Origin of the sequence: Streptomyces sp. NBC_01257 (genome assembly GCF_035917255.1) — a bacterium.
GTDB lineage: Bacteria > Actinomycetota > Actinomycetes > Streptomycetales > Streptomycetaceae > Streptomyces.
This window is the reverse complement of record NZ_CP108472.1, coordinates 4,653,278-4,668,358: the sequence shown is the minus strand read 5'-3', so window position 1 is coordinate 4,668,358 and position 15,081 is coordinate 4,653,278. Positions and strand designations below refer to the sequence as shown.

Below are 15,081 nucleotides of genomic sequence, written 5' to 3'. Positions count from 1 at the left end.
GCCACTACTCAGGCCGCTACGAGATAGGAAAAGACCGATTCGAGGGACTCGTCGGACGGCGAAACGGTCAGAAGACGAATGCCCTGATCACGAGCGACCTTCGGCAGCAGCGTGGTGAAGCGTCCGAAGTCGACGGCCTGGATGCGCAGGGCGTTCTCGCCGAGGTCGACCTCGATCCCGGCCGTCGACGGGTCGGCGATGAGCGCGGCGGCGAGGGCGCGGTCGTCGCTGGACCGTACGAGATAGCGGTGCGGGCGATCCGTCATCAGCCGGCGGATCTTGCGGAAGTCACCGGAGGCGGCGTGCCGGCCGGCCACGATCACCTCGATGTGCGAGGCCAGTTGCTCGACCTCTTCGAGGATGTGGGAGGAGAAGAGAACCGTGCGGCCCTCCGCCCCCATCCGTCGCAGCAGTTCCATCAGCTGCATCCGCTGACGCGGGTCCATTCCGTTGAACGGCTCGTCGAGCAGCAGCACGGACGGGTTGTGGACCAGCGCGGACGCCATCTTCACGCGCTGGCGCATGCCCTTGCTGTACGTGGAGATCTTGCGGTCCTGCGCGTACTCCATCTGGACCGTGACCAGCGCGGCGGCCGCCTCGGCGTCGCCCAGACCGTGCAGTTCGGCGTTGGCCACCACGAATTCGCGGCCGGTCAGGAAGTCGTACATGCCCTCCCGCTCCGGCACGATGCCGATCTGCCGGTACACGGCCTCGTTGCGCCAGATCGCCTTGCCGTCGAGCGTGACCGTGCCCGTCGACGGGGCGAGGAATCCGGCCATCATGTTGATCAGCGTCGACTTGCCGGCGCCGTTGGGGCCGAGCAGACCGGTGACGCCCGGCCCCACGTTCATGCTCACGTCGTTGACGGCGACCACGTTGCCGAACCAGCGGGACGTGTGGTCGATCTCGATGGTGGTCACAGCCCGACCCTCCGGTAGCGGCGCATCAGGACGGCGTACGAGCCGGCGACGAGCGCGAGAACAACGATCAGATAGACCACACCGGCACCGGCCCCCGGGCCTTCCCCTCCGGGGAAGGCGGAGGTCGCCCCGAGGAACGCGGTCTGCACACCGTCGACGAGCGTGATCGGGGAGAAGAGGCCCAGCCACGGCACGGCGCCGGTGGACCCGGTGGACCAGGCGATGCCCTGGATGGTGCTGACCGCTCCGTACGTGATGGTCAGCACGGCGATCACCGCCGCGACGCCGAAGCCGCGGCGCGGGGTGAGCGCGGCCATCACCAGGCCGAGGCCGGCGAAGAGCACGGACAGCAGGGCCACCGACACCATCCCCTGGGCGAACCACTTGGTCTGGTCCGCGAAGTCGAACTTCCCCAGCAGCGCGCCCACGTACAGGATGACCAGCGGCGCGCCGGTGATCACCAGGAGTGCGGAGACCATGGCCGCGAACTTGGCCAGTACGTAGTCCGCCCGCTCGATCGGCCGCGAGAAGTACAGCGGCACGCTCTTGAACCGCAGGTCCCTGGAGACCGACTGCGGTGCCTGTGCGGCGAGGAACAGCCCGATGACGGCCTGGAGGTAGATCGCGAACGAGGTGTACTTGATCGGCAGCTTCGTCGAGTTGGGGGTGGCGATGGCGACCGCCACGAGGATCGCCGCGACCAGGCACATCACGCCGAACAGCAGCATCGGCAGCACCTTGGACTTGGCGGAGCGGCCGAGTCCGAACGAACCGCGCAGGGACTGCGAGTAGAGCGAGCGCCGTGCGTAGGCGCGGCCGAGGCGCGGCCCGTCGTAGGCGCGGTAGCCGATGTTGTGGATCCGGGAGGTCTCGCTCCCGGTCGCGGCGCCGGTCTCAGTGCTCATCGCGACCGCTCCCCTTCTGCTGTACGGCACCGGCGGCCACGGACGCGGTCCGTGCCTCGGTGTGCGCTTCCGGTGCCTCTTCGGTGCGGAAGACCTCGGCGATGTGGTGGCGGCGCTGTTCCATCCGGACGAGGCCGAGGCCGAGGCCGGCGACGCTGTCGCGGACGAGGTCGTACGTCTCCTCGCCGGTCGCCTCGATCAGCAGGATGTGGCCCGCCCCGGGCAGCCCCTCGGTGTCCAGTCCGTCGAGACCCACCAGCTTGATCCCCGCACCGGTGAGGACCTTGCGCACGGCGTCGGTCCCGTCCGGGTGGGTGTCGCTGTCGGTGACCTCGACCGCGAGGGTCGTGGTGGTCTGGGTGAAGTCGCTGGTGGAGCTGGAGCGAAGCAGCGATCCGCCGTCGATGACGACGACGTGGTCGCAGGTGCGTTCCAGTTCGCCCAGCAGGTGCGAGGTGACGAGGACCGAGATCCCGAAGTCCGTGTGGATCCGCCGGATCAGGCCGAGCATCTCGTCGCGTCCGACCGGGTCCAGCCCGTTGGTCGGCTCGTCGAGGAGGACCAGCTGCGGGTCGTGGACCAGCGCCTGGGCGAGCTTCACCCGCTGCTTCATGCCGGTCGAGTAGCCGCCGATGGGCCGGTAGCGCTCCTCGTACAGGCCGACGTGGCGCAGGGTGTCCGCGGTGCGTTCGCGGGCCGCGGTCGGCGGCAGTCCGGACATCCGTGCCATGTGGACGACGAACTCGGTGGCCGAGACGTCGGGCGGCAGGCAGTCGTGTTCCGGCATGTAGCCGACCCGTTCCCGGATGGCGGCGCCGCTCGTCGCGACGTCGAGCCCGAGCACCGCGGCCCGGCCCTCGGTCGCGGGGGACAGACCCAGCAGGATCTTGATCAACGTGGACTTGCCGGCTCCGTTGGATCCCACCAGCCCGGTCACACCCGGGCCGATGTCCAAGGAGAGCCGGTCAAGCGCGGTCACCCGGGGGAACCGCTTGCTCAGGCTTTCGGTCGCAATGACAGTCACGTCATCGACGGTAGTGGTGCGGGCCACACCGGTCGTCAGACCTGGCGGCTGGATTCCCGTCCGACTCCAGGCGTACGGACCCGTAAGGGGGACCCCATGGAGGAGGACGGTGGGACGGCCGCGCAGGTCCGGACCGGCCGGCCGTGGAGTTGTCCACAGGTCCGGCACAGCCCTTGACGCAGCCGCCGGACATTGTCACATTCATCAGTGTCACGTTACGGGCACGTACCGCACACGGCAGGGAACGGACGGTGGCATGACCGCGCGAGCCAAGGACGAACGGGCCCCTGAGCTTCAGGGGTTCAGAGAAGTGCAGCGTCTCGCGTACGAGTGCGCGGAGGCGGTCGCCGCCCGTCTGAGGCCGGGGGTGACGGAGCGCGAGGCGGCCAGGATGCAGCGCACCTGGCTGCGCGAGCGCGGGGTGCGGGACTGGTTCCACCTCCCGTTCGCCTGGTTCGGGGACCGTACGGCGTTCGCCGGGTTCAGGGTGCCGCTCCAGTTCTTCCCGACCGACCGGCGGCTGGAGCCGGGGATGCCCTTCATCCTCGACATGGCCCCTGTGTACAAGGGATTCACCGCCGACATCGGATACTCCGGCTGCCTCGGGCTGAATCCGCTGCACGACCGACTGCTCGCGGACCTGGAGGCCCACCGCGGCCTGATCCTGCGCGAGGTGCGTGAGCGGCGCCCGCTGCGCGAGATCTACGAGGACGTGGACCGCCTGATGACCAGGCAGGGGTACGCCAACCGGCACCGCGCCTACCCCTTCGGCGTCATCGCCCACAAGGTCGACCGGGTGGCCGAACGCCGTTGGTCGCCGCATGTGTTCGGGTTCGGCACCCAGTCGCTGAAGGGGCTGCTGAGTGACGCGGTGCACGGGCACCGGGACGGCTGGTCGCCGCTCTGGAGTCCGTACCGCTTCTCCGACCATCCTCCGCAGCCGGGCCTGTGGGCGGTCGAACCGCACCTCGGATTCCGGGGTACGGGCGCGAAGTTCGAGGAGATCCTGGTCGTCACCGACTCCCGGGACCCCGAGCAGAGCGCCTTCTGGCTGGACGACGATCTGCCGCATGTGCGGCGCTGGGCCGAGGAGAAGGTGGCGGCGTGAGTCTGCTGAATCTGCCGGGGGCGCGCGAGCGCCGGGTGGCCACGGGCGGTATCGACCTGTGCGTCGTCGAGCTGGGTGACGCGACGCGGCCCACGATCGTGCTGGTGCACGGCTATCCGGACAGCAAGGAGGTCTGGACGCAGGTCGCCCGGCAGCTCGCCGAGCAGTGGCACGTGGTGCTGTACGACGTACGCGGCCACGGCCGGTCGACGGCCCCCGTCCCGCTGCGCGGCGGCTTCACCCTGGAGAAGCTGACCGACGACTTCCTGGCCGTCGCCGACGCGGTGAGCCCGGACCGCCCGGTGCACCTGGTCGGGCACGACTGGGGCTCGGTGCAGTCCTGGGAGTTCGCCACGGTCAGCCGCACCGAGGGCCGGATCGCCTCGTTCACCTCGATGTCCGGTCCGTCCCTGGACCACTTCGGGCACTGGATCAAGCAGCGGATGTCCCGGCCCACCCCGCGCCGGGTCGGCCAGTTGCTGGGACAGGGCGCCAAGTCCTGGTACGTGTACATGCTGCACACGCCGGTGCTGCCGGAGCTCGCCTGGCGCGGGCCGCTCGGCAAGCGGTGGCCGCGCATCCTGGAGCGGCTGGAGAAGGTGCCGCGGGGCGACTACCCGACGCCGTCCCTGCCGGACGACGCGGCGCACGGGGCCTGGCTCTACCGCGACAACGTCCGCTCCAGGCTGCGCCGTCCGCGCGCCGACGCGTTCGCCCACGTCCCCGTCCAGCTGATCACGCCGACCGGCGACATATTCCTCTCGGAACAGCTCTACGACGGACTCGACGCCTGGGTACCGCAGTTGACCAGGCGCTCGCTGCCCGCCAAGCACTGGGTGCCGCGCACCCGGCCGGACCAGCTGGCGTCCTGGATCGACGAGTTCGCCGCGGCCAACGAGTCCGCCCTGGAGGGCGGTCTCCCGGTGCAGGACACCGTCCCGCGCGGGGCGTACGCGGACCGGTTCGGCGGGCAGCTCGTCCTGGTGACGGGGGCGGCCGGCGGGATCGGACGGGCCACCGCGTTCGCGTTCGCCGAGGCCGGGGCCCGGGTGGTGGCGGTGGACCGGGACGCGGAGGGGGCGAGCCGGACGGCGGAGCTGGCCCGGCTGATCGGAGCCCCGGCCGCCTGGGCCGAGACGGTCGACGTCAGCGACGAGCAGGCCATGGAGAAGCTGGCCGAGAAGGTCGCCGCGGAGTACGGCATCGTCGACGTGCTGGTCAACAACGCCGGTATCGGGCTCTCCGGTTCGTTCCTGGAGACCACCGCCGAGGAGTGGCGAAGCGTCCTCGACGTGAATCTGTGGGGCGTCATCCACGGCTGCCGGCTCTTCGGCAAGCAGATGGCCGACCGCGGACAGGGCGGCCACATCGTCAACACGGCTTCCGCTGCGGCGTATCAGCCGTCGCGCGCACTGCCCGCGTACAGCACGTCGAAGGCCGCGGTGCTGATGCTCAGCGAGTGCCTGCGCGCCGAGCTGGCGGAGAAGTCGATCGGGGTCAGTGCGATCTGCCCCGGCATCGTCAACACGAACATCACGTCGACGACGCGGTTCGCCGGGACGGACGCGGCGGAGGAACAGCGGCTGAGGAAGCGGACGAGCACGCTGTACGGGAAGCGCAACTACCCGCCGGAGAAGGTCGCCGAGGCGATCCTCAGGGCGGTGGTGCGCAACCAGGCCGTCGTCCCGGTCACCCCGGAGTCCCATGCGGTGCGGTTCCTGTCCCGGCTCAGCCCGGGCGTGCTGCGCGGGATCGCCCGGCTGAAGCCGCCGCTGTGAGCGGGCCCGGAGCGGCGGCGGCCGGGCGGTCGGCCGCCGAGTACCGGATCGAGGACCTCGCGCACGCCAGTGGCGCCACGGTCCGCACCATCCGCGCCTACCAGGACCGCGGGCTGCTGCCGACCCCGGAGCGGCGGGGCCGGGCCAACGTGTACCGGGACACCCATCTCGCCCGGCTCCGGCAGATCGCTGACCTGCTCGACCGCGGCTACACCCTGGCCAGCATCAAGGAGTTGCTGGACGCCTGGGACACCGGCCGGGGACTCGGCGGGGTGCTCGGACTCGTCGCCGAGGTGCACGGTCCGTGGACGGACGAACGGGCCGACCGCATCACCCGGGCGGAACTGGAAGCGAAGTTCGGCGGGCACACCGACAACGAGGCGGTCGCCGAGGCGGTGGACCTGGGCATCCTGGAACCGATCCCGGGGCGCGACGACGAGTTCCTGGTGCCGAGCCCGCAAGAGCTGGCGGTCGCGGTGGAGTTGTTCGCCGCCGGTGTGCCGCTGAGCGCAATCTCGGGTCATCTGAGGGAACTTCGCGGCCAGGTCGAACAGATAGCTTCCCGCTTCCTGGAGTTCACGACCGAGCACGTTTTCGCCCGCTATCTCGGCCACCGTCCGCCGACCGACACGGACGCGGCCGAGGCGGCTTCGATGGTCCGCCGGCTGCGGCCGCTGGCGCAGCAGACCGTGGACGCCGAACTCGCCAGAGCGATGCGGACGTTCGCCACCCGGCACCTGGATCACCATCTCGCCGCGGACGGGCCGTTCACCTCACACGCCGCCGGTCCGCCACCGGCCTCGGTGACGCTGCCGGCCGGGACAATAGGCGCGGTGGAACGACTTGTTGGGCGCGAGAACACCGCGGCGTTCATCGCGGCTGCTGCCGAACGAGAGGTACAGACAAGGACATTGGACACCCTTACGGCATCTCGTTTCAATACATGACAAGTTGACCAAATAGTGCCATTCGCAAGCCACTTGTCCACAGATTCGCCAAATAGCCTGTGGATAACCCGAGTTGGTTGTGGATCAAACCTGTGGACGAAAACTGTCGGAGTGAAAATTGCTCAAGTGAACCGGCGGCGAAATCTGGATGCGAAGGGGACGGCGGCACGGGCACGCTGTCGGTATGGATGAAAGACGCACCGTCAAGGTGTCCAAGTACCTCTCGAAACACCTGCGGCATCAGCCCGAACGGATCGGGCTCACCCTCGACGCCAACGGCTGGGTGCCGATCGACGAGCTGCTGGGGGCCCTCGCCCGCCACCGCTTCCCTGTCACCCGCGCCGAGCTCGACCATGTCGTCGCCTCCAACGACAAGCAGCGCTTCGCCGTCGAGGGCGACCGCATCCGGGCCAGCCAGGGGCACACCGTCGACGTGGACCTGGACCTGCCGCCGGCCGAGCCGCCCGCGTACCTCTACCACGGCACCGTCGGCCGGTCCCTGGACGCGATCCGCGACGAGGGGCTGCGCCCGATGAACCGCACCCATGTCCACCTCTCGCCCGACCGCGAGACGGCGACCCGCGTCGGGGCCCGGCGGGGCCGCCCCGTCGTCCTGTCGGTGGACGCGGGGGCGATGCACCGGGCGGGCCACACCTTCTACGTGAGCGCCAACGGGGTCTGGCTCACCGCCGCCGTGCCCCCGGAGTTCCTGCGCCTGCCCGGCTGAGCCGGGACCATCGGCGGCACACTCCGCGGCTAGCCGGCGAGCTGGGCCAGGCCCTGCGTCGCGATCTCCTCGAACAGCTTCTCGTCCGGCACCGCTGCCGGGAAGTCCGGGCTGCCGTCGGGCACCGGTGCGTGGACCACGATCTCTGTGAACCCGAGCTCCGCATACCGGCCCGCGAAGTCCACGAACGCGTCCACGGAGTCGAACGGCCCGCCCCCGGCGAGATCCGGGTTGAACTCCGGCGTGAACCCGGTGAGCAGGATCTTGTCGAGCTCGTCCACGTCCCTGCCGCTCTCCGCGCAGGCCTTCCCCAGCTTGTCGACCTGACCGCGTACGGCGTCGAGCGACTCCGCCGCGCTGCCCGCCTCGTACTGCTTCGGATCGCCCGTGGTCACCCACGCCTGCCCGTACTGCGCGGCGACCCTGAGGCCGCGCGGCCCCGTGGCGGCGACGGCGAACGGGAGTCGCGGCCGCTGTACGCAGCCGGGCACGTTCCGCGCCTCGGTGGCCGAGTAGAACGAGCCCTCGTGTGTCAGCCCGGCCGGCTCGCGGAGCAGACCGTCCAGCAGCGGAACGAACTCACCGAAGCGGTCGGCCCGTTCGCGCGGCGTCCAGGGCTGCTCGTCGCCCCGCAGGAGCGTCGTCGCGTCGAAACCGTTGCCACCGGCCCCGATGCCCAGCGTGATGCGGCCGGCCGAGATGTCGTCGAGCGAGATCAGTTCCTTGGCCAGCGTGACCGGGTGCCGGAAGTTCGGCGAGGTCACGAGCGTCCCCAGCCGCAGACGTGATGTGGCGCAGGCGGCCGCCGTCAGGGTGGGCAGGGCGCCGAACCACGGCCGCTCGCGAAAGGCGCGCCACGCCAGATGGTCGTAGGTGTACGCGGTGTGCAGACCGAGCTCCTCGGCGCGCTGCCAGGCGGAGCACCCGCCCTCGTTCCAGCGGTGGACGGGCAGGATGACGGTGCTGAGGCGCGGAGTGGAGCTCATGGCTCGAGTTTACGGCGGCCCCGGTACGCCACATCTTTTGCGCTCGGCCGCCCGGACGAGCACTTGGAGCCGGGTGCGGACTGCGGGACCGAGGACGGCCCGAGGACGGGCCGGCGAGCATCGAAATCCGCAGACATATGCCAGAGGAATGTTCTGCTGCTCACGGGCGTACGCACTCAGATGTGCGCCCCTGCGCACGCCCGTGCACCCTCGTACGCGAGAATGGACCGGTGACCTCAGCTACCGAACAGCCCGCTCCTGCCACTCCCCGGCTGATCGCCACCGATCTGGACGGCACTCTCCTGCGCGACGACAAGACCGTCTCGGACCGTACGGTCGCGGCGCTCGCCGCCGCCGAGGAGGCCGGGATCGAGGTCTTCTTCGTCACCGGCCGTCCCGCCCGCTGGATGGATGTCGTCAGTGCCCACGTGCACGGCCACGGCCTGGCGATCTGCGCCAACGGCGCCGCCGTCGCCGACCTGCACGCCGGCGGCAGGCTGCTGAAGGTGAGGGCCCTGGAGCGGGCGGCGGCCCTCGACGTCGTGCACACGCTGCGCGCGGCCGCCCCCGGCACGTCCTTCGCCGTCGAGCTGGCCACCGGCATCCACTACGAGCCGGACTACCCGCCGTTCCACCTCGACCCCGGTGCCACGGTGGCGGTGGCCGAGAAGCTGCTCCACGAGGAGACGCCGGGCGCCGGCGCCCCCGTACTGAAGGTCCTGGCCCACCACCGCGAGCTGGCCCCTGACGACTTCCTCGCCCTGGCCCGCCGGGTCGCCGGCGACCGGGCCTCCTTCACCCGGTCCAGCCCCACGGCACTGCTGGAGGTCAGCGGGCCCGGCGTCTCCAAGGCCAGCACCCTGGAGCTGTGCTGCGCCGAGCGCGGGATCTCCCCCGCCGAGGTCGTGGCCTTCGGGGACATGCCGAACGACGTCGAGATGCTGAGCTGGGCGGGCACCTCGTACGCGATGGGCAACGCCCACCCGGCCGCTCTGGCGGCGGCCTCCGGCCGGACGGCCACCAACAACGAGGACGGCGTCGCGGTCGTCATCGAGCGGATCATCGCCGACCGCACCCGGCTCCGGACGGAACGCTGAAGGACTGACGGACTACTGACGGACTGAGGGACTACTGACGGACTGAGGGACTGACGGGCACACGGGCAGACGCCCGCCGACGCGTAGACGGCCGGGCCTGCCGCCTTCCCGAACCGGTCAGAGCGGTGCCTGCCACACCACCGTCGTACCACCGCCATCGTCCCCGATGCCGGGTCCGAACCAGCTGGCCCCACCGAGCGATTCCGCTCGGCGGGCCAGGTTCCGCAGCCCGCTGCGACGGCCCCCGGGCGGAATGCCCACCCCGTCGTCGGCGACCGAGAGCCGCACCGCGTCCCGGCCGTCGGGCAACGTGGCCGTCGCGTCGACCACCACGTCGATCCGTGCCGCTTCGGCGTGCCGGAAGGCGTTCGACAGCGCCTCCCGGAGCGCCGCGATCAGGTTCTTGCCAGTCAGCTCGCCCACCAGCGTGTCGACGGGACCGAGGAAGCGGTGGGACGGCTTGAAGCCGAGCGGGACGGCCGCCATGTTGATCTCCCGCAGCACCCGGGTGCGCAGTCCGGACGGGGCCTCGGCGGGCTCCTGCTGCAGGGCGAAGATCGCGGTGCGGATCTCCTGGATGGTGACGTCCAGCTCGTCGACCGCCCTGCCCACCCCCGTCTGCACCTCCGGCACGTCCGAACGGCGCTGGGCGCTCTCCAGCATCATCCCCGTGGCGAACAGCCGCTGGATGACCAGATCGTGCAGGTCACGGGCGATCCGGTCGCGGTCCTCGTACACCGCCAGCCGCTCCCGGTCGCGCTGCGCCTCGGCCATCATCAGCGCCAGGGCCGCCTGCGAGGCGAACTGGGTGGCGAGGGTCCGTTCCGTCTCCGTGAACGGCCGGCCGCCCTTGGCCCGCGGTGTGGCGAGCGCACCGAGCACACGGCCACCGCTGTGCAGCGGCAGCATCATGCTCGGCCCGAACCGGTCGGCCAGCCTGGTGACCATGCGGGAGTCGGTCGCCGAGTCGTCTATGAAGACCGCCTCCCCGCTCAGCAGCCTCGCCACCACCGGGCTGTGCGCCGGGATGATCACCCCGAGCGAGGCGGACGGGTCGTCCGCGGAGACGGCGACGATCTCCAGTCCCCCGTCCTCGGCCGGCAGCAGCACGATGCCGGCGGCGGATCCGGCGAGATGACGGGCCTGTTCGGCGACGACCGACAGCGCGTCGTCGGCGTCCCCGCCGGACAGCAGGGCGGTGGTCACGGCCACCGAACCGTCGATCCACCGCTCGCGCTGCCTGGCCGCCTCGTACAGCCGCGCGTTGCCGATGGCGATGCCGGCCTCGGTGGCCAGCACGCGGACCATGTGCAGGTCGTAGTCGTTGAACTCGGCGCCGCCGTCCTTCTCGGCGAGATAGAGATTGCCGAAGATCTCGCCCTGGACCCGGATCGGAACGCCGAGGAACGTACGCATCGGGGGATGGCCCGGCGGAAAGCCCGCGAACCTCGGATCGCCCGTCAGATTCGCGAGCCGCAGGGGGCTGGGGTCATGGATCAGGGCGCCGAGCAGCCCGTGGTGCCCGTCGGGGCGGCGGCCGATCTCACGCGCCACCGCTTCCGGGACCCCGTACGTGACGAAGTCGGAGAGCCCTCCGCCCTCCTCGTCCACGACGCCGATGGCCGCGTAACGGGCGTGGGCCAGCTCGGCGGCCGTCTCACAGATCCGGTCGAGCGTGGAGTGGAGTTCGAGTCCCGTGCCCACCGATCGCATGGCTTCGAGCAGCCGCGGTACGCGGGCGGTGAGCTCGGTGGACAGGCCCTGCAGGCTGCGCGTCGCCTCCGTCGCGGCGTCGAGTGAGTCATTCGGTTGCTGCGGCTGGTTCGGGTCCTGCTCTGACATACCCAGAGCGTAGTTAGTGCCTTTTGTCGGGGAAAGTCGAGACAGGGACCGGGCCGGGCCGAACCGGAAGGGGACGAGGAGGCCGAAGGCGGGAGCCGGATCGGCCGGTCAGGCCTGCGCGTCCGGCCCGACCGGCCTGTCAGACCTTCGCGGCCGCCTGCCCGACCGGCGCGCCCACGGTCTCCCGCTCGCGCTCCAGCATCCGGCTCAGCGGCCCCTCCACCGCGGCGAGCGCGGCGTACGGACCGCGCTGCACGACGGCGCCCGCCTCCAGCACCACCACCTCGTCGACGGCGTCCAGCCCTTCGAGCCGGTGCGTGATCAGTACCGTCGTACGCCCCCGGGTGGCCGCGAGCAGATCCGCGGTCAGGGCGTCCGCCGTCGGCAGATCGAGGTGCTCGGCCGGCTCGTCCAGGACCAGCACGGGGAAGTCCGCGAGCAGCGCGCGGGCCAGCGCGAGCCGCTGGCGCTGACCGCCGGAGAGACGGGCGCCGTGTTCGCCGACGAGCGTGTCCAGGCCGTCCGGCAGCGCCTCCGCCCAGTCGAGCAGCCGGGCCCGGCGGAGCGCCTCGCGCAGTTCGGCGTCCGTCGCGCCGGTACGGGCCAGCCGCAGGTTCTCCCGGATCGAGCTGTCGAAGATGTGGGCGTCCTGGGCACACAGGCCGACGAACCGCCGGACCGTGTCCCCGTCCAGCGCGGACGCGTCCACTCCGCCGATCCGGTACGTCCCCGTCCGCGCGTCCAGGAAGCGGAGCAGGACCTGGGCCAGTGTGGTCTTTCCGGAGCCGGACGGGCCCACCACCGCGATGCGCCGGCCCGCCTCCAGCGTGAGGTCGACCGAGTCCAGCGCGTCCGGTCCGTCCTCCGCGTAGCGGGCCGACAGCCCCCGTACCTCCAGCGGGAAGGGCGACGCGGGCGCCTCGGCCGGCTCGGCGGGCTCCCGCACCGGCACCGGGGCGTCCAGCACCTCGAACACCCGCTCAGCACTGCGCTTGACCCGCTGCCTGTACTGCACGGCGAGCGGCAGGCCGGTGACGGCCTCGAAGGCGGCCAGCGGTGTGAGCACGACGACGGCGAGTTCCACCCCGGCCAGCCGCCCGTCGGCCACGGCCGGGAGGGCGACGAGCGCGGCGGCGACCACGGTGAGCCCCGCGATCAGGGCGCTGAGACCGCTGCCGAGCGCGGTGGCGGTCGCCGCCCGGGAGGCGATCCGGGTCAGCACACCGTCGGCCTCCCTGGTCCGGTTCAGCCGTCCCGGCAGGGCGCCCGCGACGGTCAGTTCGGCGGTCCCGCCGAGCAGGTCGGTGATCCGGGTGGCCAGCGCTGCCCGTGCGGGTGCCAGCCGGCGCTCGGCGTGCCGGGCGCAGGCCCCGCTGACGAGCGGCACCCCGACGCCGGCCAGCAGCAGTCCGGCGGCCAGTACGAGGCCCGCCTCCGGCAGCAGCCAGCCGGTGAAGCCGGCGGCACCGGCCCCCACGACGACCGCGGTCCCGGCCGGCAGCAGCCAGCGCAGCCAGTAGTCCTGGAGGGCGTCCACATCGGCGACGAGTCGCGAGAGGAGGTCCCCCCGCCTGGTCCGGCGCAGCCCCGCGGGCGCGATCCGCTCCAGGCTCCGGTACACGGCGACGCGGAGTTCGGCGAGCATCCGGAGCACCGCGTCGTGCGAGACGAGGCGCTCGGCGTAGCGGAAGACCGCCCGTCCGATACCGAAGGCGCGGGTCGCCGTCACCGCCACCATCAGATAGAGCACCGGGGGCTGTTCCGAGGCGCGGGAGATCAGCCAGCCGGAGACGGCCATGAGACCGACGGCCGAGCCCAGCGCGAGGCTTCCCAGCAGCAGGGCGAGCAGCAGCCTGCCGCGCTGCGCTCCGGCGGCCTCCCGCACCCGCGCAAGCACGTGCCACCGGGCCCCTGCCACGGTCTCCCGCAGCACCTCCTCGGGTTCACGCAGCCTCGTCCCGGCACCGGCGCCTCCTTCGGCGCCGGTCGCGGGACGCGGCACCACGACAGACCCCTCAGCCGTCACCGTCACCGTCACCGTCCCCCCCGGGCCCGCTACGGCCTCCAGGAGCCGTCCCCCATCGGCATCCATGGCGTCCCCGGCATCTCCCGCCGGTTCCAGCGTCACCACGCGGTCGGCCACCGACAGAAGCGCGGGCCGGTGCACGACCAGCAGCACGGTCCGGCCCACGGCCAGCCTCCGTACCGCCTCGACGATGCCCGCCTCCGTCTCGCCGTCCAGGCTCGCGGTCGGCTCGTCCAGGAGCAGGACCGGCCGGTCGGCGAGGAACGCCCGGGCGAGGGCGAGCCGCTGGCGCTGTCCGGCGGAGAGCCCGACGCCGTCCTCGCCGAGGAGTGTGCGGGCGCCGTCCGGCAGCTCCGCCACGAAGTCGTACGCCCCGGCGTCGCGCAGCGCGGCCGTCACCGCGCTGTCGTCCGCCTCCGGCCGGGCCAGCCGGACGTTCTCCGCGATCGTGCCCGCGAAGAGGTGCGGACGCTGCGGCACCCAGGCGATCCGCTCGCGCCAGAGTCCGGCGGAGAGGGCGGCGAGTTCGGCCCCGCCCACCCGCACCCGTCCCTCGTCGGGTGCCACGAACCCCATCACCACGTTCAGCAGCGTGGACTTGCCCACCCCGCTCGGGCCGACCAGCGCGACCGTCTCCCCCTCCTCCACGACCAGGGAGGCCGCGGCGAGCGAGGGCTCGGTGCGCCCCGGGTGCCGGACGGTCACGCCCTCCAGCTCCAGTCGCAGGGAGCCGGGGACCTCCTGCGTACCGCCCGTACGCGGTTCGGTCTCCAGGACGGCGAAGATCTCCTCCGCGGCCGAGAGTCCCTCGGCGGCGGCGTGGTACTGCGCCCCCACCTGCCGGATCGGGAGGTAGGCCTCGGGCGCCAGGATCAGCACCACCAGACCGGTGTAGAGATCGAGTTCTCCGTGGACGAGCCGCATGCCGATGGTGACGGCGACCAGGGCCACCGAGAGCGTCGCCAGCAGCTCCAGGGCGAAGGACGACAGGAAGGCGATCCGCAGGGTGCGCAGGGTCGCCTGCCGGTACTGCGAGGTGATGGTGCGGATGGACTCGGCCTGGGCCTTGGCCCGGCCGAAGACCTTCAGCGTCGGCAGTCCCGCGACGACGTCGAGGAAGTGCCCGGAGAGCCGGGAGAGCAGCCGCCACTGCCGGTCCATCCGCGACTGGGTGGCCCAGCCGATCAGAATCATGAAGAGCGGAATGAGCGGCAGCGTGACCACGATGATCGCCGCCGAGATCCAGTCCTCGGTGACGACCCTGGCCAGCACCGCCACCGGCACCACCACCGCGAGTCCGAGCTGCGGCAGATAGCGCGCGAAGTAGTCGTCGAGCGCGTCGATCCCCCGTGTGGCGAGCGCCACCAGAGACCCCGTGCGCTGCCCGCTCAGCCAGTCCGGGCCGAGCTCGGCCGCCCGGGCGAGCAGGCGGCCGCGCAGCTCGGACTTGACGGCCGCACCGGCCCGGTAGGCAGCCAGCTCGGTGAGCCAGGAGACCAGGGCCCGGCCGAGTGCGACCGCGGCGAGCAGCAGGAGCGGGGTGCGCAGTCCCGCGCCCGTGAGTCCGTCCTCGAAGCCGCCCACCACCACTTCGGCGACGAGCATGGCCTGGGCGATGACCAGCGCCGCCCCGGCCAGGCCCAGTACCACCAAGGCCACCAGGAACAGGCGGGTGGCACGGGCGTGGCGGAGCAGACGCGGATCGATCGGTTTCACGTGAA

General features: G+C 71.7%; 11 protein-coding genes. 5 read left to right on the top strand and 6 right to left on the bottom strand.

Annotated features, from left to right (window positions below; all coding sequences use genetic code 11):
- Positions 1-8 precede the first annotated feature (8 nt).
- The 3 genes from OG408_RS20045 to OG408_RS20035 are packed head-to-tail and all read right to left on the bottom strand — an operon-like array spanning position 9 to position 2,849.
- Positions 9-920: an ABC transporter ATP-binding protein gene (locus OG408_RS20045; RefSeq protein ID WP_266780450.1), complete on the bottom strand. Its 912-nt coding sequence runs from the start codon at positions 918-920 to the stop codon at positions 9-11.
- Positions 917-1,825: an ABC transporter permease gene (locus OG408_RS20040; protein ID WP_266780449.1), complete on the bottom strand. Its 909-nt coding sequence runs from the start codon at positions 1,823-1,825 to the stop codon at positions 917-919. The genes OG408_RS20045 and OG408_RS20040 overlap by 4 nt, the downstream gene beginning before the upstream one ends.
- A complete protein-coding gene (locus OG408_RS20035; protein ID WP_266780448.1) occupies positions 1,815-2,849 on the bottom strand; it encodes an ABC transporter ATP-binding protein in 1,035 nt (344 codons plus the stop codon). The genes OG408_RS20040 and OG408_RS20035 overlap by 11 nt, the downstream gene beginning before the upstream one ends.
- Positions 2,850-3,105: 256 nt before the next feature.
- Between OG408_RS20035 and OG408_RS20030 the strand changes: the two genes are divergently transcribed.
- The 4 genes from OG408_RS20030 to OG408_RS20015 all read left to right on the top strand — a co-directional run bounded on the left by OG408_RS20030 (position 3,106) and on the right by OG408_RS20015 (position 7,409).
- Positions 3,106-3,957, top strand: a complete 852-nt coding sequence (locus tag OG408_RS20030; protein ID WP_266780447.1) for a M24 family metallopeptidase — start codon at positions 3,106-3,108, stop codon at positions 3,955-3,957.
- A 5-nt stretch (positions 3,958-3,962) separates the two neighbouring features.
- The gene (locus OG408_RS20025) at positions 3,963-5,735 is read left to right on the top strand and encodes an SDR family oxidoreductase (RefSeq protein WP_266786297.1); all 1,773 of its coding nucleotides are present in this window, start codon (positions 3,963-3,965) and stop codon (positions 5,733-5,735) included.
- Positions 5,732-6,682 (top strand): MerR family transcriptional regulator, encoded by a 951-nt coding sequence (locus tag OG408_RS20020; protein WP_285572200.1) that lies wholly within the window; start codon positions 5,732-5,734, stop codon positions 6,680-6,682. Before OG408_RS20025 ends, OG408_RS20020 begins: the two co-directional genes overlap by 4 nt.
- Positions 6,683-6,866: 184 nt before the next feature.
- Positions 6,867-7,409: an RNA 2'-phosphotransferase gene (locus OG408_RS20015; RefSeq protein WP_285572202.1), complete on the top strand. Its 543-nt coding sequence runs from the start codon at positions 6,867-6,869 to the stop codon at positions 7,407-7,409.
- Between the two features lie 29 nt (positions 7,410-7,438).
- Here the strand turns inward: OG408_RS20015 and OG408_RS20010 are convergent, their stop codons facing one another.
- On the bottom strand, positions 7,439-8,395 hold the full coding sequence (locus OG408_RS20010) for an LLM class flavin-dependent oxidoreductase (RefSeq protein ID WP_285572203.1): 957 nt from the start codon (positions 8,393-8,395) through the stop codon (positions 7,439-7,441).
- 230 nt (positions 8,396-8,625) lie between these two features.
- Between OG408_RS20010 and OG408_RS20005 the strand changes: the two genes are divergently transcribed.
- Positions 8,626-9,492, top strand: a complete 867-nt coding sequence (locus tag OG408_RS20005; RefSeq protein WP_326671133.1) for an HAD hydrolase family protein — start codon at positions 8,626-8,628, stop codon at positions 9,490-9,492.
- A gap of 117 nt (positions 9,493-9,609) precedes the next feature.
- Here OG408_RS20005 and OG408_RS20000 read toward each other — a convergent pair whose 3' ends face one another.
- A complete protein-coding gene (locus OG408_RS20000) occupies positions 9,610-11,334 on the bottom strand; it encodes a sensor histidine kinase (RefSeq protein WP_326671131.1) in 1,725 nt (574 codons plus the stop codon).
- Positions 11,335-11,473: 139 nt separating this feature from the next.
- A complete protein-coding gene (cydD, locus tag OG408_RS19995; RefSeq protein WP_326671129.1) occupies positions 11,474-15,076 on the bottom strand; it encodes a thiol reductant ABC exporter subunit CydD in 3,603 nt (1,200 codons plus the stop codon).
- Between the last annotated feature and the right edge of the window lie 5 nt (positions 15,077-15,081).